This is a genomic window from Pseudoalteromonas tunicata (genome assembly GCF_002310815.1).
GTDB lineage: Bacteria > Pseudomonadota > Gammaproteobacteria > Enterobacterales > Alteromonadaceae > Pseudoalteromonas > Pseudoalteromonas tunicata.
Map to the genome: position 1 here is coordinate 688,149 of NZ_CP011032.1, position 17,583 is coordinate 705,731.

The 17,583-nt window shown below is 46.4% G+C and carries 19 protein-coding genes; all 19 read left to right on the plus strand.

Going from position 1 to position 17,583, the window contains the following annotated elements; translation table 11 throughout:
- Positions 1-181: 181 nt before the first annotated feature.
- The 19 genes from PTUN_RS03230 (at position 182) to PTUN_RS03315 (ending at position 17,583) form a co-directional block, all read left to right on the plus strand.
- Positions 182-1,060 (plus strand): GPO family capsid scaffolding protein, encoded by an 879-nt coding sequence (locus PTUN_RS03230; protein ID WP_009838255.1) that lies wholly within the window; start codon positions 182-184, stop codon positions 1,058-1,060.
- 42 nt (positions 1,061-1,102) lie between these two features.
- Positions 1,103-2,140, plus strand: coding sequence for a phage major capsid protein, P2 family (locus PTUN_RS03235; protein WP_009838256.1), 1,038 nt, complete (start codon positions 1,103-1,105; stop codon positions 2,138-2,140).
- An 82-nt stretch (positions 2,141-2,222) separates the two neighbouring features.
- A complete protein-coding gene (gene gpM, locus PTUN_RS03240; RefSeq protein WP_009838257.1) occupies positions 2,223-2,966 on the plus strand; it encodes a phage terminase small subunit in 744 nt (247 codons plus the stop codon).
- Positions 2,967-3,070: 104 nt separating this feature from the next.
- Positions 3,071-3,508, plus strand: coding sequence for a head completion/stabilization protein (locus tag PTUN_RS03245; RefSeq protein ID WP_040643816.1), 438 nt, complete (start codon positions 3,071-3,073; stop codon positions 3,506-3,508).
- Positions 3,505-3,978: a phage tail protein gene (locus PTUN_RS03250; protein WP_009838259.1), complete on the plus strand. Its 474-nt coding sequence runs from the start codon at positions 3,505-3,507 to the stop codon at positions 3,976-3,978. Before PTUN_RS03245 ends, PTUN_RS03250 begins: the two co-directional genes overlap by 4 nt.
- A complete protein-coding gene (locus tag PTUN_RS03255; RefSeq protein WP_009838260.1) occupies positions 3,971-4,603 on the plus strand; it encodes a phage virion morphogenesis family protein in 633 nt (210 codons plus the stop codon). Before PTUN_RS03250 ends, PTUN_RS03255 begins: the two co-directional genes overlap by 8 nt.
- Positions 4,604-4,625: 22 nt before the next feature.
- The gene (locus PTUN_RS03260) at positions 4,626-5,726 is read left to right on the plus strand and encodes a DUF2586 domain-containing protein (RefSeq protein WP_009838261.1); all 1,101 of its coding nucleotides are present in this window, start codon (positions 4,626-4,628) and stop codon (positions 5,724-5,726) included.
- A 10-nt stretch (positions 5,727-5,736) separates the two neighbouring features.
- Positions 5,737-6,186 carry a phage protein gene (locus tag PTUN_RS03265; protein WP_009838262.1) on the plus strand — a complete coding sequence of 150 codons (450 nt, stop codon included), beginning with the start codon at positions 5,737-5,739 and terminating at the stop codon, positions 6,184-6,186.
- Positions 6,186-6,818 (plus strand): hypothetical protein, encoded by a 633-nt coding sequence (locus PTUN_RS03270; protein WP_009838263.1) that lies wholly within the window; start codon positions 6,186-6,188, stop codon positions 6,816-6,818. The genes PTUN_RS03265 and PTUN_RS03270 overlap by 1 nt, the downstream gene beginning before the upstream one ends.
- Positions 6,808-7,095 (plus strand): putative phage tail assembly chaperone, encoded by a 288-nt coding sequence (locus PTUN_RS03275; RefSeq protein ID WP_009838264.1) that lies wholly within the window; start codon positions 6,808-6,810, stop codon positions 7,093-7,095. Before PTUN_RS03270 ends, PTUN_RS03275 begins: the two co-directional genes overlap by 11 nt.
- A 23-nt stretch (positions 7,096-7,118) precedes the next feature.
- The gene (locus PTUN_RS21705; protein ID WP_009838265.1) at positions 7,119-7,262 is read left to right on the plus strand and encodes a DUF6890 family protein; all 144 of its coding nucleotides are present in this window, start codon (positions 7,119-7,121) and stop codon (positions 7,260-7,262) included.
- A gap of 4 nt (positions 7,263-7,266) precedes the next feature.
- Positions 7,267-9,777 carry a phage tail tape measure protein gene (locus tag PTUN_RS03280; protein WP_009838266.1) on the plus strand — a complete coding sequence of 837 codons (2,511 nt, stop codon included), beginning with the start codon at positions 7,267-7,269 and terminating at the stop codon, positions 9,775-9,777.
- Positions 9,774-10,079 (plus strand): DUF2590 family protein, encoded by a 306-nt coding sequence (locus tag PTUN_RS03285; RefSeq protein WP_009838267.1) that lies wholly within the window; start codon positions 9,774-9,776, stop codon positions 10,077-10,079. The genes PTUN_RS03280 and PTUN_RS03285 overlap by 4 nt, the downstream gene beginning before the upstream one ends.
- Positions 10,076-11,230: a baseplate J/gp47 family protein gene (locus PTUN_RS03290; RefSeq protein WP_009838268.1), complete on the plus strand. Its 1,155-nt coding sequence runs from the start codon at positions 10,076-10,078 to the stop codon at positions 11,228-11,230. The genes PTUN_RS03285 and PTUN_RS03290 overlap by 4 nt, the downstream gene beginning before the upstream one ends.
- Complete coding sequence (locus tag PTUN_RS03295) at positions 11,223-11,738, plus strand: hypothetical protein (protein ID WP_009838269.1); 516 nt, start codon at positions 11,223-11,225, stop codon at positions 11,736-11,738. Before PTUN_RS03290 ends, PTUN_RS03295 begins: the two co-directional genes overlap by 8 nt.
- Positions 11,735-15,631, plus strand: a complete 3,897-nt coding sequence (locus PTUN_RS03300; RefSeq protein WP_009838270.1) for a phage tail-collar fiber domain-containing protein — start codon at positions 11,735-11,737, stop codon at positions 15,629-15,631. The genes PTUN_RS03295 and PTUN_RS03300 overlap by 4 nt, the downstream gene beginning before the upstream one ends.
- Positions 15,632-15,645: 14 nt before the next feature.
- A complete protein-coding gene (locus tag PTUN_RS03305) occupies positions 15,646-16,650 on the plus strand; it encodes a hypothetical protein (protein ID WP_009838271.1) in 1,005 nt (334 codons plus the stop codon).
- Positions 16,651-16,654: 4 nt separating this feature from the next.
- Positions 16,655-16,972, plus strand: a complete 318-nt coding sequence (locus PTUN_RS03310) for a phage tail assembly chaperone (RefSeq protein WP_009838272.1) — start codon at positions 16,655-16,657, stop codon at positions 16,970-16,972.
- Positions 16,973-17,133: 161 nt separating this feature from the next.
- Entirely contained in the window at positions 17,134-17,583 is a 450-nt protein-coding gene (locus PTUN_RS03315; RefSeq protein ID WP_009838274.1) for a hypothetical protein, read from the plus strand.

Consider the following 17,583-nt stretch of genomic DNA (forward strand, 5'->3'; position numbering starts at 1 on the left):
ATTAATCCATAGCGGCAGTGTATTCGTTATAAAGCGCGTAATCTGTTAGGCAAAAACCTACCTATTCCTAAAAGTTAAATATAGGAATTTCAAAAAGTTAAACCGTTGGAAAGGAATAAAAAGAGGGTGCAAACTGCAAGCAACTTTAAAGCAAAACGCACAACCAGCAAAGGTTTTATTTATGCCAGGTCAACTACGTACAAAACCACTTTCTATTGCCGCCGTAGGCATGACCGTAGATGGTCGCGAAATATCAGAGCAAGACGTAGCCGATATAGTAGAAACCTACAACCCGCGTAAATATGGCGCCCGCATAAACCTAGATCATGAATTTAACTGGTCAGGGTGGGCCGCTAAAAACCTACACAACGTAGACATACCCGGAATGCTCGGCGACGTAGTAAGCGTAGCAGCATACGAAAACGAAGAAGGTATAACATGCCTATACGCTGTACTTGCTCCCAACCAAGGTTTTGTAGCACTGAACAAGGCCGACCAAGCCGTCTATTTTAGCATCGAAATTAGTCGCGATTTTATGGGCTCAGGCAAAACCTACCTAACCGGCTTAGCAGTGACCGACTACCCTGCAAGCTGCTATACCGACCGAATTCATTTCAGTAGTAAGAGCAAACCAGATGACATGGACGTCTCTTTATTAAAAGTTGATTTAGGGTCATGTGAGCCTATCGACACACCTAAAAAACCATTTTTTAAACGATTATTTTCTAAGGACGAACCAGACATGAAACCAGAAGAATTAGCCACAGCACTAAAAGATGCACTCGGCACTCCGCTTGCCGAATTTGGCCAAAAGCTCGACGGCGTGATCACCAAGTTTGATACATTCTCAAAAGTCAAAGTGGAAGACGAAGAAACCACGCCAGAAGGCGAGCAAAACACCGAGCTAAGCCAGGTTAAAGAAGAGTTATCTTCAACTAAAAAACTACTTACTGAACTCACCGATAAGTTTGAAAAAGCATTAAAAGCACCTGCGGGTGGCACAACCGACGCCGATGACGAACCTGAAGGCGACGAAGGCAAATACAGCCACTTGCTGTAAGTGCATCACCTTAATATTACTTAGCAACACGCAGGAAAGCATATGAAAACCAGAACTAAAGAATTATTCGTCGCTATCATGGCAGGCATGGCCGTTAATTACGGCGTTACCTCTATGAGTGAGCAATTCAATGTAGAGCCAACAGTAGAGCAGCGCCTATACGACGCGGTTTATGAGTCAGCTGAATTTTTACAGATGATCAACACCGCACCGGTTGACGACCTAGTGGGTCAGTCTGTGATCATGAGTGTAGACGGTGGTATCACAGGCCGTGCAGGGGTTGAAACCGACGACACCAAAGAGCGAAAAACTCGTGATGTATCAAAGCTAGAAAAACGTGAATATCGCTGTTATCCGGTAGAATGCGACATTCATATCTCATGGGTAAAAATGGATCAGTGGTCTAAATTTCCAGACTTTCATGACCGATATCGTAACCACGTGCGCCAAGCAATCGCACTCGATATCATTAAAATTGGTTGGAATGGCACACACGCAGCCGATACAACTGATATTACCACCTACCCAATGATGAACGATGTCAATATTGGTTGGTTGCAGTTAATTCGCCGCGATGCACCCGAGCGTGCAATTAGTGAAGGTGAAACCGCTGGCGAAATTCGAATTGGTGCTGGCGGCGATTACGAAAACCTAGATCAAGCGGTGCACGATGCATTGCAGGGTATTCCAGAGCATAAGCGTGCAAATATGGTGGCCATTATTGGTGACGAGTTATTAGCGCACGACAAAAATAAGCTGTACGCCAAACAAGCCCATACCCCAAGCGAAAAAACTAAAATTGAATTGCAGCAGGTGATTGATACCTACGGCGGTTTGATGACTTACAAAATCCCGTTTTTTCCAGTGCGTGGCATTTTAATCACCAGCTTTGACAACCTAAGCCACTACGTACAAACAGGCTCAACACGTAGCAGCGTAGAAAACAACGCCAAGAAAAAGCGCGTTGAAGACTACCAATCACGCAATGATTGCTACTACGTAGAAGACCTTGAAAAAGTCATGTACTTCGAGTCTACCAGCATCAAGTTACCCAATGCCGCTGGTGATGCATGGGCATAGCAGCCTGATTATTTAGCAGTTAGCCGCTCTTTTATCCCAAGTTTCGGGGCGGCTTTTTTTAACCAAATAAGAGTGTTTTTAAATGAGCTTAGTCAAAAAATCATTAGCCAAAGCAGTAAGCAGTGTGCCAAATAGCACTGAAAAGCAAGCGCCAACGGCAGCGGCAACAGCCACTCAAGCCAACGCGCCAGCAAACAACACCGAGCAAAGCGAGTACCCGTTTTTTGCAGCGGCAATCGAGTCTGACTTAGCTCAACTAAAAACATTTACCGACATTAGCGACAAAGCCAGCTACAAGTCAGAAGCCATAAAGCGCAACGACTACCTAGGCTACATCAACCGCTATCGTTTAAGTGGCCAAAACCACCACAACAAAGTATTAGCATGGGTGTTTATTTGGCTAGTAGACCTAAAACGCTGGGACGCAGTGTTAGAACTATTGCCATTAATGATTGAGCAAAAGCAACCACTGCCAACCGTGTTTAATACCAAGCACTGGCCCGCATTCGTTATCGATCAACTCTATGACGATGCAAACTACTACCTGTCAGAGTCAAAAATGCAAGGCCTATACGATATTGGCTTTACCCTACGCCGCTTAATTTACGTGGTTAAAAACCAAGACTGGTCAGGGCTAGAAGTCGTCGGCGGCAAGCTTTACTCAATTGCAGCCAAAGTGCACAAAGCACAGCTTAACCTAGGCAACGCCCTTTACTTTGCCGAAATGGCCCAAGCCATTAACGACAAAGCAGGCGTTAAAACCATGCTCAAAGAATTGCAAAAAATGATTAAACCAGCGGAGCCAGACCAGCAAACCGCTGACTAGCTCCAACGCCAGCGGGCAACTTAGCACAACGTTAGCATTACTTGCTTAACGCGCGTGACTAAGTGGCGCCCGCACCCAATTTAATGTGTGTTTTAAAGGTGCATATGAACTTAAGCGGCATGCCACAAGCAGATTTACAAAGCGTCAATGTTGAAGTGTCAGGCAATGGTTATTACCCAGCGCTCAGCACCGCGTATTTTATTGAGCACTACGCAATAGCCCAAGAGTACGCCAGCAAAAGTGCGCTGCTTGTTGAAAAGCTAAAGCGTGCACAGGGTGAAATTAACCAAGAGCTAGCCAGCGCAGTGCTTACCAACGGTGAGCCACTCAACGCCCAGCAGGTTATTTTTTATCTTGATGCCGTATACAGCAAAGCCAAAGCAAACTTGCTGGTTTCAAAGTTGGGCACTACGCACCGCGACAACGCCACAGCGCAAAGCCAAACGGCCATTGATAATTATGATCACTGGCAACGCCAAAGCATTAACGCCTTGCGTTTGTTGCAGTCACTTAGCGTTAACTTATCGGTAGAGCTGTTATGAGCCAAAGCAAAATAGCAAAGCTTAAACAGCATTTAGCAACCGCCGAATACCAAGGCCGCAACCTAGCGCTTAGCACTCAGTTCGACAGCTGGATAGAAGGTGGCCGCATAGAGCCAAGTAGTAAAACAGTAAATGGTAACGGGTTATTAGCAGCGCGGTTTTATTACTCAGGGGTGATAAGCATCAATCCATGCTCAGCACCTGCCGCACTCATTTGTGCCTTTGCATCGTTTTGGCTGCAAAACAATGGTGGCCGTTTCGATAGCAACGACATTGAATTTAGCGCCGATGTCAACGACGACAACAGCAACGAAGTAGAACTAACGATAGAGCAACTGTGTGAAGACATCGAATTGGTGCAAACAGCCAACGGCCCATTTGAATTAAGCGGCACCCGTTACGACTTTGGTGAGCAAAGTTTATGGATAGCAGAGGCATTCACACTGCAAGGGCAAGTAAGTCGTGCTTAACGTCAAGTTTGACGAAGGGCAAAGCAAAGAGCAGCTCGCTTTTTTGCAGCTCAAGCCCAATAAACGCCGCAACATATTACGCAGTGCAATACGTGCAGCAAACAAAAGCAGTAAAGAGCGCATTACCAGGCAAAGTGATTTAGTAGGCAAAACATGGCAAGGCCGCGCCAACGGCAAAAAAAAGAAAATGCTCATAAAGTTAAAGCGTCGAATGAAAGTACGTTATGGCGCAAATAGCGCAGGGGTTTATTTTACCGGGGGCAACAGCGGCAAAATAGCTCGCGCACACCAAGAGGGTGTAAGCCTAGATGCAGGCAAGCCAAAAGGCAGTGCCGCACAAAATAAAGAAGGGCCAGCCACGCGCAATTTAGCCCGTGCATTAATAGCCGAGGGCTACTCAATTCCACGTGGCAAGGGTAAGGGCAGCAAACGCCCAAGCATTAAATGGATAACAACAAATTTAAGTGAAAACCAAGCAGGGTTTTTATTACGCGAATTAAAGGGCAGCTCAAGCAAGAGCACTTGGCAAATTGAATTGCCAGCCCGTTCCTTTTTGGGGCAAACCGTTAGCGAACAAAAAGAGCAAATGAATTTTATTTTAAACAAAGCTATGCAAGTGGCGTAGCGCAAAGCAAAAAGGAACGACCATGGCACAAGGTAAAGTATCCGTTGCCGCCATTCAAACAGGCAGTGGCGCTACAAAACAAGTAGAACGCAGCGTATTGTTTATAGGCCAAGCGCCCGAAAACAACGGCAGTATTTTAGCGATTAATGCACAAAGCGATTTTGATGGCTTGTTTGGCGCAGCCGAATCACCATTAAAAACCCAAATTAAGGCATGGCAACGCAACGGCGATGATTTAGTCAGCGGCTACGCTATTGCACATGGCGCGGGTGATGACGTAATGGCGCTTATTGATCAGGCCATGGACCAAGATGTTAGTCCTGAAATCATCGTTATTTGTACGCCCGTCACAGGCAAAGCCGAAATTGAAAGCTTTCAAGCAAAAGCACTTGAGATTTTATCTGGCCTAGCGCGTCGAGTCCGCTTTTTGCTGGCAGCACCCGGTTTAACCGAAGGGCAAAATTGGTCTGATTTAGTGACTGCATTACAGCCGTTAACCGATGGTGTAGTAGGTGAGCGTGTTGCTGTTATCCCGCTTTTATTTGGGGATGAACTCGGCGGCGTAACAGGGCGTTTATGTAAAAGCGCAGTCACTATTGCAGATAGCCCAATGCGTGTATTAACGGGTGCAATGTCACTTATGCCATTGCCAACCGATGCAGCAGGCAACCCACTCACCAACTCAACCACCGCCGCACTGGATACACTGCGCTTTAGTTGTACGCAATTTTACCCCGACTTTGACGGCGTTTATTTTGGTGATGTAAACATGCTCGACGCCGAGGGCGGCGACTTTCAGCAAATTGAAACAGGCCGGATTGTTGATAAAGCGGCGCGAGCGGTGCGCATTATTGCCATTCAGCAAATTAAAAACCGCCGCTTAAATAACAGCACCAGCGGTATTGAATTTGGTAAGCGCGTAATGGGTAAACCGCTTCGCGATATGAGCAAATCAATCAACATCGGTGCCGATAAGTTTCCAGGTTTAATTGATGCGCCAAAAGACGACAGTATTAACCTCACGTTTATGGATGCGACCACGTTGCAAGTTGTGCTTAAAGTTAAGCCAATCGATTCACCCAACACCATCATTGTTGGGATCATGTTAGACGACGCAGAATAGGAGCGCACCCATGCAAAAAGTATTAGGCGGCAAAGATTTTGACATCTTCATTGGCAACTCAATGGTGCATGTAATAGAAGCCACTGTAAAAATTACCGATGGCCGCACGGTAAAAAAAGTGCGCGGCATTCCAAAAGGCTTTATTGATGGCCCAGTTGAGGGCGAAGTAACGTTAAAGCTTGATCATGAAAACTGGCTTATTGTCCAAGCGCAAGCTGAGCAGGCGGGCAGTTGGAAAGGCATAGAACCTTTTGATGTTGCTTTTAATGCTGAAGTTGCCGCAGGTAAAAAGAACATTGAAGCGTTTGGTTGTTTACCGCAATTAGAAGAGCTTTTAAACATTAAAGCAGACGGCGGCGAAGAGGATACCACTTCTATCAAATGCCCAATCACTAGCCCTGATTTTGTAAAAATTAACGGTGTACCGTACCTAACCGCTGACGAAGTGAGAGACTTGTAATGAGTAAAGTCATTCGCAAACTAACAGCAGAAATACTATTAAGCACCTTAAAAGCCTGTGGCCATAACGTGTTTGAGGGCGAAACAAACCTAAATATTATAGGTATTCGCCATGCAAACACCAAAGCCAATACCTTTAACGATGCCATTTGTGTGCTGTACCAACAAAGTGGCGAATGGCAATTAAAGCAGTACAAAGCAACGACCGAAGCAGGCACATACTGGCGCACTAATCCAATGAACGTAGACGGCACAGCGGTATTAATCGCAGGTCAGCATAAACGCTTATGGACGTTGGGTTATCACCAGGGCAAATACCGCGCCCTTGTACAACATAAACCCGTGGTTGTGCTACGTGACAACAACCACGACACCGAGTTAGACACGGACGTCACACCCCAAGCAGTACTACAGCAAGGTTATTTTGGCATTAATTGCCACCGCGCAAGCGCAACCACCACATCAACCCAAGTAGATAAATGGTCAGCCGGTTGTCAGGTGTTTGCAAGCCCAAATGACTTTGATGAATTTATTGCCTTGTGTGAGCAATCAGCAGCCAAGTATGGCCCTTATTTTACCTACACACTGCTAGACCAAGCAGACTTAAAAGAGAGTATTGATCATGGCGTTTGAGAAAAAAATTACATTAGAAACACAGTTTGGCGACATTACATTTAACGTCAATGGCGCTGATTACAACAAATACATCAACTCGACTCAGCCTAACAACAAGGTGCAGCCGGCAACTAATTTTTTATTAAACACAGTAGTTGAAGCCGACGCTAAAAAGCTCAAAGAGCTGGTACAGCAACCGGGTGCCGCATTGTTTTTAGTGGGTGCCATTGTTGAAGAGTATCAGCCAGAGTTTAACTTCACAGTAAAAAAATCGAAAGCCGAGCCAAGCAAATAGGCAAAAGCAGGTTTGATCAGTTGATGGCATACCACGCTAAATATTTTGGTGATATGCCATCAACTGACGAGAGCTTGGCACAGGCGCTTTACCTTGAAACAGCACAGCAAGAAAACTTTGAAACCGCCGTAAATAACGGCATTTGCACAGCATTAGGCGGCGAGTAATTAAATGGCGACACTTAGCAAGTTAGACAAGCTTACTTATTCAATTGGCATCATTGACAAAGTCACTGGGCCAGTGAATAAAGTGATGGCTAAAATTAACCAGCTGAGTCAGCAAGCCGCTGCCGCGCAAGATCAAATGATGCGCGGCGCAGCAACAGCCGTCGGAGGTGGTTATGCCCTTGCTCAATCGCTTGCACCCGCAATTGATCACGTAGCCGCGTTAGGCGAAGTACAATCACTGGGCGTTGCAGCCGATGCCCTGCAACAACTATCTAAAACATCCTACGAATTTGGCTTTCGTTTTGGTGGTAACTCTGCTGAATTTGTACGCAGTGCTTACGATATACAATCAGCGATTGCAGGATTAAATGGCGATGAGCTATCCGAGTTTACTAAAACATCAAACATATTAGCTGTAGCGACTAAAGCCGATGCGGCCACCATCACCAGTTATATGGGCACCATGTATGGCATCTTTGAAGAAACAGCCAACAAAATGGGCAAAGCGAATTGGGTAAACCAAATAGCAGGGCAAACCGCCACCGCCGTACAGCTTTACAAAACCACCGGTGCAGAAATGCAAGCCGCGTTTTCCAACCTTGGGGCGACTGCTACAAATCTTGGTTTAAGCTCGGCTCAACAATTTGCCTTAGTTGGTGAGCTGCAACTCGTTGCTAAATCAGGATCAGTAGCTGGCACACAAGCGGAATCATTCTTACAAGGGATTGGTAAAGCACAAGAAGCATTAGGCATAAAATTAACCGCTGATAACGGCGACATGCTCGCTATTGATGAGGTACTAGGGCGCATTAATAACCGCTTATCATCATTGGGTTCTGTTGCGCGTAGCGATGTGCTTACCCAAATATTTGGTAAACAAGGTGCAAAAGCAATTAATGTACTCAGCACTAAAGTAGACAAATTAAAAAACGGCATCACCGTTTTTGAGAACGTGCAAGATAAATCCAAAGCCTTGGAAATGGCAAACATCATAGCCAGCCCGTGGGATCGTCTAGGCGGTTCATTTAATGCAGCGGCCACGGCAATGGGGAGTCGTTTATTACCTGTTGTCGAGCCGTTTGTTGAATTACTCGCTGCAGGCTTTGCTTATATCGTTTCATTAACAGAGCGATTCCCTATTTTGTCTAGCGTGATTGCGACGCTCGTAGTTGGCATCGTCGCACTAATCAGCGTTTATGGCATTGTAATGTTCACTATGGGCCTATTCAAAATGGCGCTTGTATCAAGTGCGGCACTTACAAGTAGCCTCACAATTTTAACCAAGCTTTGGCAAGCCGCATTATTTGCTTTGCGCGTATTTGGCTTTTTAGCACTCATTGCCACCATGGGCGTTGCGGCCATTGCCTTTGGTACGTTTAAAGCGGTCGTGTTGGCATGCCAAGCAGCAGCATGGTTATTCAACGCAGCACTTTGGGCCAATCCTGTTACGTGGATTGTGGCGGGTATTTTAGCGCTGGTTGCAGCCGTTGCCGCACTTATTTATTACTGGTCTGATTTAATCGCCGCATTTAGCGAAACAGCGTGGGGCAAAGTCTTATTTGGTATTTTTGATGGCATTAAAGCCGCCTTTGCTGGCGTGATTGATGGCGTAAAATGGGTATTAGAGGCACTCGGTTTAATCGACAGCAAAGAAGTTGATTTAAAAACCAATGTGATCCCGCCAAACGTTGACGAGCTAAGCCAAACCAGCGCCAGCAAACACAGCAATTTTGTAATGCAAAACGCGGGGCAATCATTTAGCCAAGACTATGGCCAAGCGATTGTGAGCAAAGCAACCAATCAAGTACCAAGCAACATAGTTAATCTTAACAATGGCGCAGCAAACAGCGCTGTGTATCAGCAAAGCGATGTGATCAAAAACGTGTCGCCAGCGTATGCCAACGCAGTAAATACCAGCGCAGTAAATAACAGTGCACCGAACTTTACTAATCAATCAGCCGTTAATCAGTTAGTTAGCCAGCCAGTTACACGCACAGCAGTAAATACCAACGCACCGAACTTTACTAATCAATCAGCGGTTTATCAGTTGGTTAACTCGAAAAACACAGCGTTAAATAGCGCAACATTAAACACCACTGCAGTTAATGCCCGCACAGCAAACAGCGCTGTGTATCAGCAAAGCGATGTGATCAAAAACGTGTCGCCAGCGTATGCCAACGCAGTAAATACCAGCGCACCGAACTTTACTAATCAATCAGCGGTTTATCAGCAAAGCGATGTGATCAACGCATTAAGTGGCGGCAATAACGCCAATTTATTAAATGCCAACGCAGTGAGTAACGTGCTCACACTGCAATCAAAAAACAACGAAAGCAGCGAAAACACCTACAAACCCACTGTTAAAAAATCAGCGGTATTGCAGCAGTTCGCCAGCAACAGCAGCAACAGCAACGCAACCAACGACAACAGCAAGCGCGTATTTATCGACAAGTTAACGCTTAAATCTGACGACGTAGCCCGCGACTTTGAAAGCCTCATGGAGTTAGCAGGATGATACACATTGATTTAAACATCATCGATGGCGACTTAAATTTTGATGCCATGTTACAGCCAGCAACATTAAGCGGGCGCGATGTAATTAACCAAGATATAAAGCACCGAATTTTAGAAAGCGGCCTATTGCCGCAATTGGTGGGCCTACGCAATAAAAACTATATCAGCAAAATTTTAACCGAAATCGAATTAGTAGTAGAGCAAGACGAACGCCTAGTACCGGGCACAATTAACGTGGTGCTTAAACAAAATGGACAAATTAACGTAACAGCTAAAACAAAACAGTACGGGGTAACAGCGTGAGCGACTTAAAACAACAGTTTATTGCCGAATTAAAAAACGCAAACTTGCCCGTAACCGTGGCCGACTTCACCGCGCAGTTTGAGCAAAAACTAAAAGAGAGCGGCTTTGCAGTTAACAACCAAAGCGGTTTTAGCCCGTTTTGGCGTTTGCAAACCGCACTGGTTGCAGAGCCCGCAGCAAGTTTAGTTGAATCATTGGTCAGCAAGGTTATGCCAAACACATTTGTCTTGTTAGCCGATAAAAACTGGTTAGAGCAACACGGCCAATCGCGCAACGTCGAGCGCCTAGCGTCAGTAAAGGCCCGTGGCCAGTTGCATTTTACCCGCGCCGATGCACAAACAAAGTTAGTTATTCCAACAGGCACATTAATCGAAAGCCTGCCCATCAACGGCCAAGTGTATCAATTAGCACTCGATACCCCATGCACCTTTGAAGTGGGCCAACTTGCGGCAGTTGCCACAGCCACCGCCAGCAATGCAGGCCATGCGTATAATTTAAGTGCCGGTTATTACGTGCGAATAATGGACGAGTACGAGGGCGTGCACGTCACCAACCAACAAAGTTGGCTTATCACCGCAGGCCAAGACGTCGAAACAGACGAAAACTACCGCCAGCGCATACGCGATGCGTTCGCCAATCAAGGCAGTTATCACATGGATGCAGTGTACCGCAACATCATAGCCACCGCAGGCGGGATCCCAAGTGACAATATCATTTTTGAAAAAGGCGGCCCGCGTGGCCCAGGCACAGCCAATGCGTATGTGTATTTAAGCGTGGGCGATATTAGCCCCGCTATTATCAACCGCATTAATGATCACTTATCCGAAGGTAATCACGGTTTAGCCGATGACTTAAAAGTGTTTGCAATCCCTAAGCAACCGCTCACGCTCACCGTTACCATTAAGCAAAAGCCCAACACTGCAAGCATTGCCGCCGATGTTACCGAGTTTGTGCGCTCAGCATTTCGCGAAAACGACGCATACCCAAACGTTAACCGTGTTACACCCATGAGCGACTTTAGTTTTAGTTTGTTAAACGCCGAGTTACACCAGCAATTTAACCAATTGCACAGCGTGACATTTAATTTAAACAACATACAAACAGGCTTTTGGCTACCAACGTTAAACGGATTAGAGGTGCGCCATGGATAACAACATTCAACTGCCAACGTGGTTACAAGAGCAAGACGTTTCAACGCTCGCAGCCCTTGCGACCGACTATTGGCGCCAAGTCGAAACCCAGCTTACGTGGTGGTTACAGCAACAGCACAGCGAAACCGCAAGCGAAGCAATTTTAAATTTGCTCGCATGGGAGCGCGGCATAAACCGCATACCAGGCGAATCATTAGACATGTTTGGCAAGCGCGTGCAACTGGCCCACATCAACGCGATTGACGCAGGCAGTAAACAAGGGCTAGAGCGCATTTTTAAACGGCTTGGTTTTGGTGTGGTGGTCAACGAACGCTTACCCGAATTCGATTGGGATCAGCTACAGCTTGCAATCAGCGAGGCCGACTTTGCCGAGTATCAGCCGTTCATTATGGAAATTATCGAAAACTACGGGCGCACATGCCGTCGTTATGTTTTAAACGCATCAAGCAATACCACCACCGTTGAAGCCGTTGGTTTGGTTGATTTTAAAAAAGAGGTGGCGAAGTGAGTCAATTAAAAATAACAAATGCAGGTATTGCGTACAAAGATGCAATTTTTGCAGGGCTTGAAACAACTAATATTACTCACATGTTTTTTGCCAACGTGCCAGGCATTAACGAAAATACACCCATTGATCCTAATGCGCTCATACCGCACCAGCACGTTGTGCACACGCAAAAAATTGAACGTGTCAGCGCAGTAGAGCAAGACGCCGTGGTTATTTCAGCCGTACTTGATTACCAAATCGGCAACTTTGATTTTAACTGGTTCGGTGCAGTAGCAACCCGCGCCAATGGCACCCGCGTATTAGTCGCCATTGTGCACACTAAAAAGCAAACAAAAACCCGCACCAACGGGCCAAACGTTGGCGACTACGTGGTTAAATCAATCATGTGGCGCGCCCAAGGCATTGCCGACAGCCTAAACGTATCGTTAAAAACCTTGCCGTGGCAAGTCGATGCCGACGTCTTTGAAACTAAAGCAAACGTCAAAAAAATAAGCGACTTAATTAAAGATGAACCAACACCAGCGCACGTACCGCAAGCGCAAAGCAATGGCGAAATCTCCGAAGGATGGATCAACATTGAGCGCCACTTAACGCGCCTTGCAACAAGCTTATCAAGCCTGCAATTAGACAAGCTCAACAAAACGCAAAGCATGAGCTTGCTAGATAGCAAAATTGCCGAGTTTGAAAAAACCATCAAACCGTTTCAATTATTAATCTCAGGCCAAGGGCTTAGCGTTGGCAATGGCCAAACGCCACCCAGCAGCGGCAGCGGTTTATATAACGTCGATAAAACACTGACTAAATTAGCCGCCGAAGTCGCAGCAATCGACAGCGCACGCGGCACCACCGATCAGCAAGTCACCGGCTTAAGCAATCAGTTAACAACGCTGAATACTGAATTGCGCCAAATGAGCGAAAGCCTAGTTGACGAGCTAAACGGCCAAACAGCCGAAAAAATTAACGTTATTAATAACCAGCTTGCCGCGCAAAACGAAACCATTGCCAAGTTACCAACAAAGGCCATTATTCACGGTGCAGAGTCGGCCGCAAAATCAGCCAGCCAAAACCAACAGCAAGCAGCAAACCACGCAAAAACCGCGCAAGCAGTGGGCCAGCAAGTATCAAAAATACACGAGCAAACCACGCAAACACAAAGCATGGTGCACATCAAAAGCAAAACCACAACAGTGCAAGCCACCGCATCAGCCGTGCTGGCCATGGCCGCGAGTTTAGACAAACTCGAAATGGATTTAAGGCAACAGCAAGTAAGCGAGCTTACTAATATAACCGTCGCCGAACGCGAGCAAAGCGCAGCAATTAAAAGCGAAGTATTGCAACTTAAAAACCAAACACAAAGTTTAGTTAGCCAAGCGCAAACCGCAGCAACCCACGCCAAAAACGTGCAAACCATTAAACAGCAAGTGTCAAAAATACATGAGCTAAACATAGCAACCCAAAGCATGGTAGACATTGGCGGCAAAGTGGCCAACGTACAAGCAAGCGCCACCGCAGTATTAGCCTTAGCTGCCAATGTAGATAAACTCGAAATTGAACTAAAACAACAACAAGTAAGCGATCTTGCAAGCCAAACAATGGCCGAACGTGAGCAAAGCGCCGTTATTAACGCCGAGGTAAAACAACTTAAATTATTAGTTGAAGACTTGGTAAGCCAAGCAAACCAAGCCACTGCAGCCACGAAACTTGCACAACAACAAGCGCAAACCAGCGCACAAAATGCCGTGGCCATTACCACCGGCTATGGCGCAACCATCGAGCCAGAGCAAGCAAAAACACCCATTGCAGACGAAAGCGGCGAAATTGCCGAAGGGTGGATCAAGCTAGACCGCACATTAACCCGCCTAGCCACAGCATTGGCGGGCCTGCAATTTGACAAGCTCAGCAAAAGCCAAACTTTAGCAACGTTAGAGCAACGCATAGCCAGTTTAACCAAGCAGGTAGCCGACCTTAGCGAGCAGACACCGCTTGATCATCATGCTATTGATGAATCACTATTCAGTGGCGAACGTGCCAAAAACAGCAGCCATGCGTTACCCGTGTTTAACATGACCGAACGCGGCTGGCTCAGTGATGCAAGCTACCAAGAAGGAATGGCAGAGCTAACCCGAATGCTTGGCGGCAGTGGCATAATTGGCACCCGCCAATACCAAGCCGATAGAGGCTACGAAGTAGGCCACCGCGTAGTTGATGCAAGTTATGCCTGTTTAAATATTCACAACCACCCCAACTACAAAGCAATGCCAGGCATGGCCGAAATTGCCGCCTGTGTGAATGGCTATTATTTTCGTACCCGCCACAACGATTACCAATTAATGCACGCGGTGCAAGGCAAGTATTTAGCCCGCGCCCACAGCGAAACCCCGCAAATGCCAAGTGCAGTAAAAGCCTTAGCAACAGGGTGCAACATCGATGGCAGCATTGACTTTAACAACACCCAAGCGCAATACATGCGCGACGTAAAAACCCAACATGCACAAGATTGCGTGTGGGAACTGAGCTATTTAGAGTGCTGGATTGAAACCCTACAAGACGACTTAAACGACCCAACCGACAGTTTTAGGCACTCAAACGATGGTGCAAAACTAAAAGATATTTTCGACAAGGGCCGCTTTTTAAATTACTCAGGCCATAAAAACCGCCTAGAAAACTTACCCTATCACCCAATGAAAGTGGCGTATGTTAATGATAACGGCGTGCCGCAATACGGCATTTTACAGTTTAGAATTAGTAGCAAAGCCGTGGCCACGTTAGAGCAACGTATAAACAACAGCGCACCGCGCTTTATTGTCGGCAATGCAGCAAGCCACTATCATACCCTCGAAATAACCCTAACAGCCGAGCAAGTCACAAGCTTGCAAAATGGATCATTAGCCGAGTTAGTGCTAGAAACAAGCCGCGATTTTAACCACTCGCACCAAGTTAAAATCACCTGGAACGGCAGCCTATTTATTGGCGAAGACTTACACCCAAGTCACCAACACCCAATCACGGTTATTTATGGTAACGCCAGCCAATTGCCATACAACGAGCAAAAAGCCATTGCGGGCACTATCGACAACAGCAACCAATTTAAAATGGTGCGCGATTTACGCAGCCTAAACAAAAACGCCAACGACCCCGCACGCTTAAGCAGATCACGTATGGCCCGCTTTTTTGTGCCAGATTTAGAACGCCTTTGCGAAATGTTGCCAGGTTTAGAAGGCGAAGGGGCAGTATTAACCGAAACATACAGCCAATACGGCCTAAACGATCAGTTGCAAAACTGGCAAAGCCAACCATTAAATGCAGCCTATTACAACCGCCGTTATCGGTTTAATAATGGTGATGCAAGCGGGCGCGTGGCTGCAAACCGTGGCTTTAACGACCCAACGTTATTTGTTGCAAAAACCACCCACGCCAACGTAGTGGGCGGCTTTAGCTGGATGATACCGCTAGAGCTCATTTTAAGAACCCCACGCGAAGGGTGGAACCCATACGCCTGCAACGCAGTAACACACAGCACATTACGCACCGAAGAAAGCCAAGGCAAAGGCACAAGCCAAGCCAAACCCTTTAGCGGCATTGACGACCGCCATTTTTATTACGGCACACCCAAAGCATTGTTAACCGAGCAAGTGGGCCCAACAGACCCCGCCGACACAGCAAACACAGCGTGGGTAAATGATGCCACCGGCACACCGCGTTTACTGTTTGGCAATGGCATTCGTGTGCACGACGTAGACGGCATGCGCCAGCGTTTTCCTATTTACCCGTTGTTTCAAGATTATTCGCACGAAAGCAACCAAGCGCATTGGGTGCGCCAAAACCTAAAAGAATTACTTAAAAAATCAGTGGCGGGGCAACTCACCATAACCGACATCGACAATTTACTATAAGCAGAGGATCAGCAATGACGACACTCACACAAGAAGTCAGCAACTTAGTTGCCAGCACCACGCAACTAAGCGATGCAGTACAAGCCGAGCTAGGCAAATGGCAGGGCGAACGCAACGAATCAAGAGCATTACTACAACAAGCAATTTCATCAGCACCCGATCAAGAAATTAAGCTTTATGTTGATGCTACAGACGGCGACGACACCAACGCAGGTACAACCGCCGCGCCGCTTAAAACATTAGATAAAGCGCTTTCATTAGTGCGATCAAAAATGGGTGCGCATGTGTTTATATATTTAAAAGGCCATGGCCGCGAATACAGCATAAACACTAACCATGTAATGAAATGTGAAAAGTTATTGTTACTGCAATGGTATAACGGCCCTGTACCCAATGATGAGTTTTACAGACCAGAGGGCGCCGCCCGTGATGGTAATAATACAATAAGACTAAAGAGCATTTTACCTATTGTAAAAAATGTGGCGAAAGTTGACCTGCCAGCACAAGAGGATATTTATTACCAGCCAGCTTACGGCCTTATGCCTGATGGGTTAAAAGATTTTATTGCATGGCGTATCTGTTTTGATACTCCTTCACTTAATCCAATTGTTGAAAACAATAATTTCCAAGGGTTAATAAGCCGCACTGATTTTAACGGTACTTTAAAAGTATCATTAGAGTTTTGCGTATTAGATTTAGGTTCAAGCTTTGCGCGGGTAGCAACAGGAGCTGGGCAAATTGATTATGAATCTTACCATTGCGACTTTATTTTTGAACGTTTAATGGCGATTAATGCAAGGTCAGAAGGTACAGGAACAATGATTGGGTTCGGAGGCGGCAAGCCTATTAGCTTTTATGAAAATGCCAGTTTTTTTAATGGCGATACCATTGAATATAGAAAGCACTTAATTAGCCGATATTTTTTCAATTCAGACCCCGCAACTCAGCCAATTGGCGTTATTAGTCATTTGAATTTAAGCCGTGCAAGCGTACCAATGCGCACCCTAACAGGAGTTTAAAAAAATGAATAACCAAGAATTTAGTGTTGATGTAGCGCAACAAGCAGAGCAAAGCCGCTTAAACAACTTATGTCAATTTCGTATTGATGTAGAGCGCCAAGGTTTTTCAAACGTGGTGCCTGTGTTTAATAGCCTTGACGAAGTGCGCGAGGTGCGCAGCACCTTATTAACCCAAGCCGATATTTTAATTAATAAAGCCGACGACCAAGCCCAAGACTCAAGCGCGTTGCGCCAATATCGCCAGGCATTACGCGATGTAACAAAGCAAAACATTGCCCTTGGCGAAGCGTTTAACCCGTTCCCCGCGTTGCCGAGCGTGTAACATGCGAGCGCATGCAATGGTTATTGTGTGCATTTTGGTGGCGGGCTGTAGCTCGCCGCCAACACTCACGCCCAAACGAAGCAAACAGCCAGTACCAAGTTTTTGCCAGCACAACCCGCAAAGCCCACTGTGCAAAACACATTTACAACCGAGCGTAAGCCATGCCAAACAAACAGAACCTAGCCCTATTTGAAAATGCACACCATGCGTTTTATGGTTGCCAGCGTTTTGAGTACATGACCGACCGTGAGCAATACCGCACGCCAGAACATTGGCGCAGCTTATTACCACAATTTAACGCAGGGCAAACCATGCGTGGCGATTGCGAAGACGCCGCATTAACCGTGCTTGAACTTGCTTTGTTATCAGGTGTTGATAAGGCTTGTCTTGCCATTGCCCGTGTTGCAACCGAAGTATGCCCAAAAGAGCATGATTTTGATCATGCCGTGGCGGTATTGTTAGGCGAAAACGGCGCGGTATTAGCAGTAAGCGACAACCGTTTTAGCCAGCGGCCACAGCAACCAACATGGTTTAACTATCGCTGGTTTGATTGCATAGCGGTAAATGCCCTTGCCACCGGTGCACCCGCCACACTGTTTAAGCAAGGTTAA

Bases quoted from the DNA above. Each gene is read 5' to 3' on its own strand.
- PTUN_RS03230 (WP_009838255.1), top strand. From the start codon at position 182: ATGCCAGGTCAACTACGTACAAAACCACTTTCTATTGCCGCCGTAGGC.
- PTUN_RS03235 (WP_009838256.1), top strand. From the start codon at position 1,103: ATGAAAACCAGAACTAAAGAATTATTCGTCGCTATCATGGCAGGCATG.
- gpM (WP_009838257.1), top strand. From the start codon at position 2,223: ATGAGCTTAGTCAAAAAATCATTAGCCAAAGCAGTAAGCAGTGTGCCA.
- PTUN_RS03245 (WP_040643816.1), top strand. From the start codon at position 3,071: ATGAACTTAAGCGGCATGCCACAAGCAGATTTACAAAGCGTCAATGTT.
- PTUN_RS03250 (WP_009838259.1), top strand. From the start codon at position 3,505: ATGAGCCAAAGCAAAATAGCAAAGCTTAAACAGCATTTAGCAACCGCC.
- PTUN_RS03260 (WP_009838261.1), top strand. From the start codon at position 4,626: ATGGCACAAGGTAAAGTATCCGTTGCCGCCATTCAAACAGGCAGTGGC.
- PTUN_RS03265 (WP_009838262.1), top strand. From the start codon at position 5,737: ATGCAAAAAGTATTAGGCGGCAAAGATTTTGACATCTTCATTGGCAAC.
- PTUN_RS03270 (WP_009838263.1), top strand. From the start codon at position 6,186: ATGAGTAAAGTCATTCGCAAACTAACAGCAGAAATACTATTAAGCACC.
- PTUN_RS03275 (WP_009838264.1), top strand. From the start codon at position 6,808: ATGGCGTTTGAGAAAAAAATTACATTAGAAACACAGTTTGGCGACATT.
- PTUN_RS21705 (WP_009838265.1), top strand. From the start codon at position 7,119: ATGGCATACCACGCTAAATATTTTGGTGATATGCCATCAACTGACGAG.
- PTUN_RS03280 (WP_009838266.1), top strand. From the start codon at position 7,267: ATGGCGACACTTAGCAAGTTAGACAAGCTTACTTATTCAATTGGCATC.
- PTUN_RS03285 (WP_009838267.1), top strand. From the start codon at position 9,774: ATGATACACATTGATTTAAACATCATCGATGGCGACTTAAATTTTGAT.
- PTUN_RS03295 (WP_009838269.1), top strand. From the start codon at position 11,223: ATGGATAACAACATTCAACTGCCAACGTGGTTACAAGAGCAAGACGTT.
- PTUN_RS03305 (WP_009838271.1), top strand. From the start codon at position 15,646: ATGACGACACTCACACAAGAAGTCAGCAACTTAGTTGCCAGCACCACG.
- PTUN_RS03310 (WP_009838272.1), top strand. From the start codon at position 16,655: ATGAATAACCAAGAATTTAGTGTTGATGTAGCGCAACAAGCAGAGCAA.
- PTUN_RS03315 (WP_009838274.1), top strand. From the start codon at position 17,134: ATGCCAAACAAACAGAACCTAGCCCTATTTGAAAATGCACACCATGCG.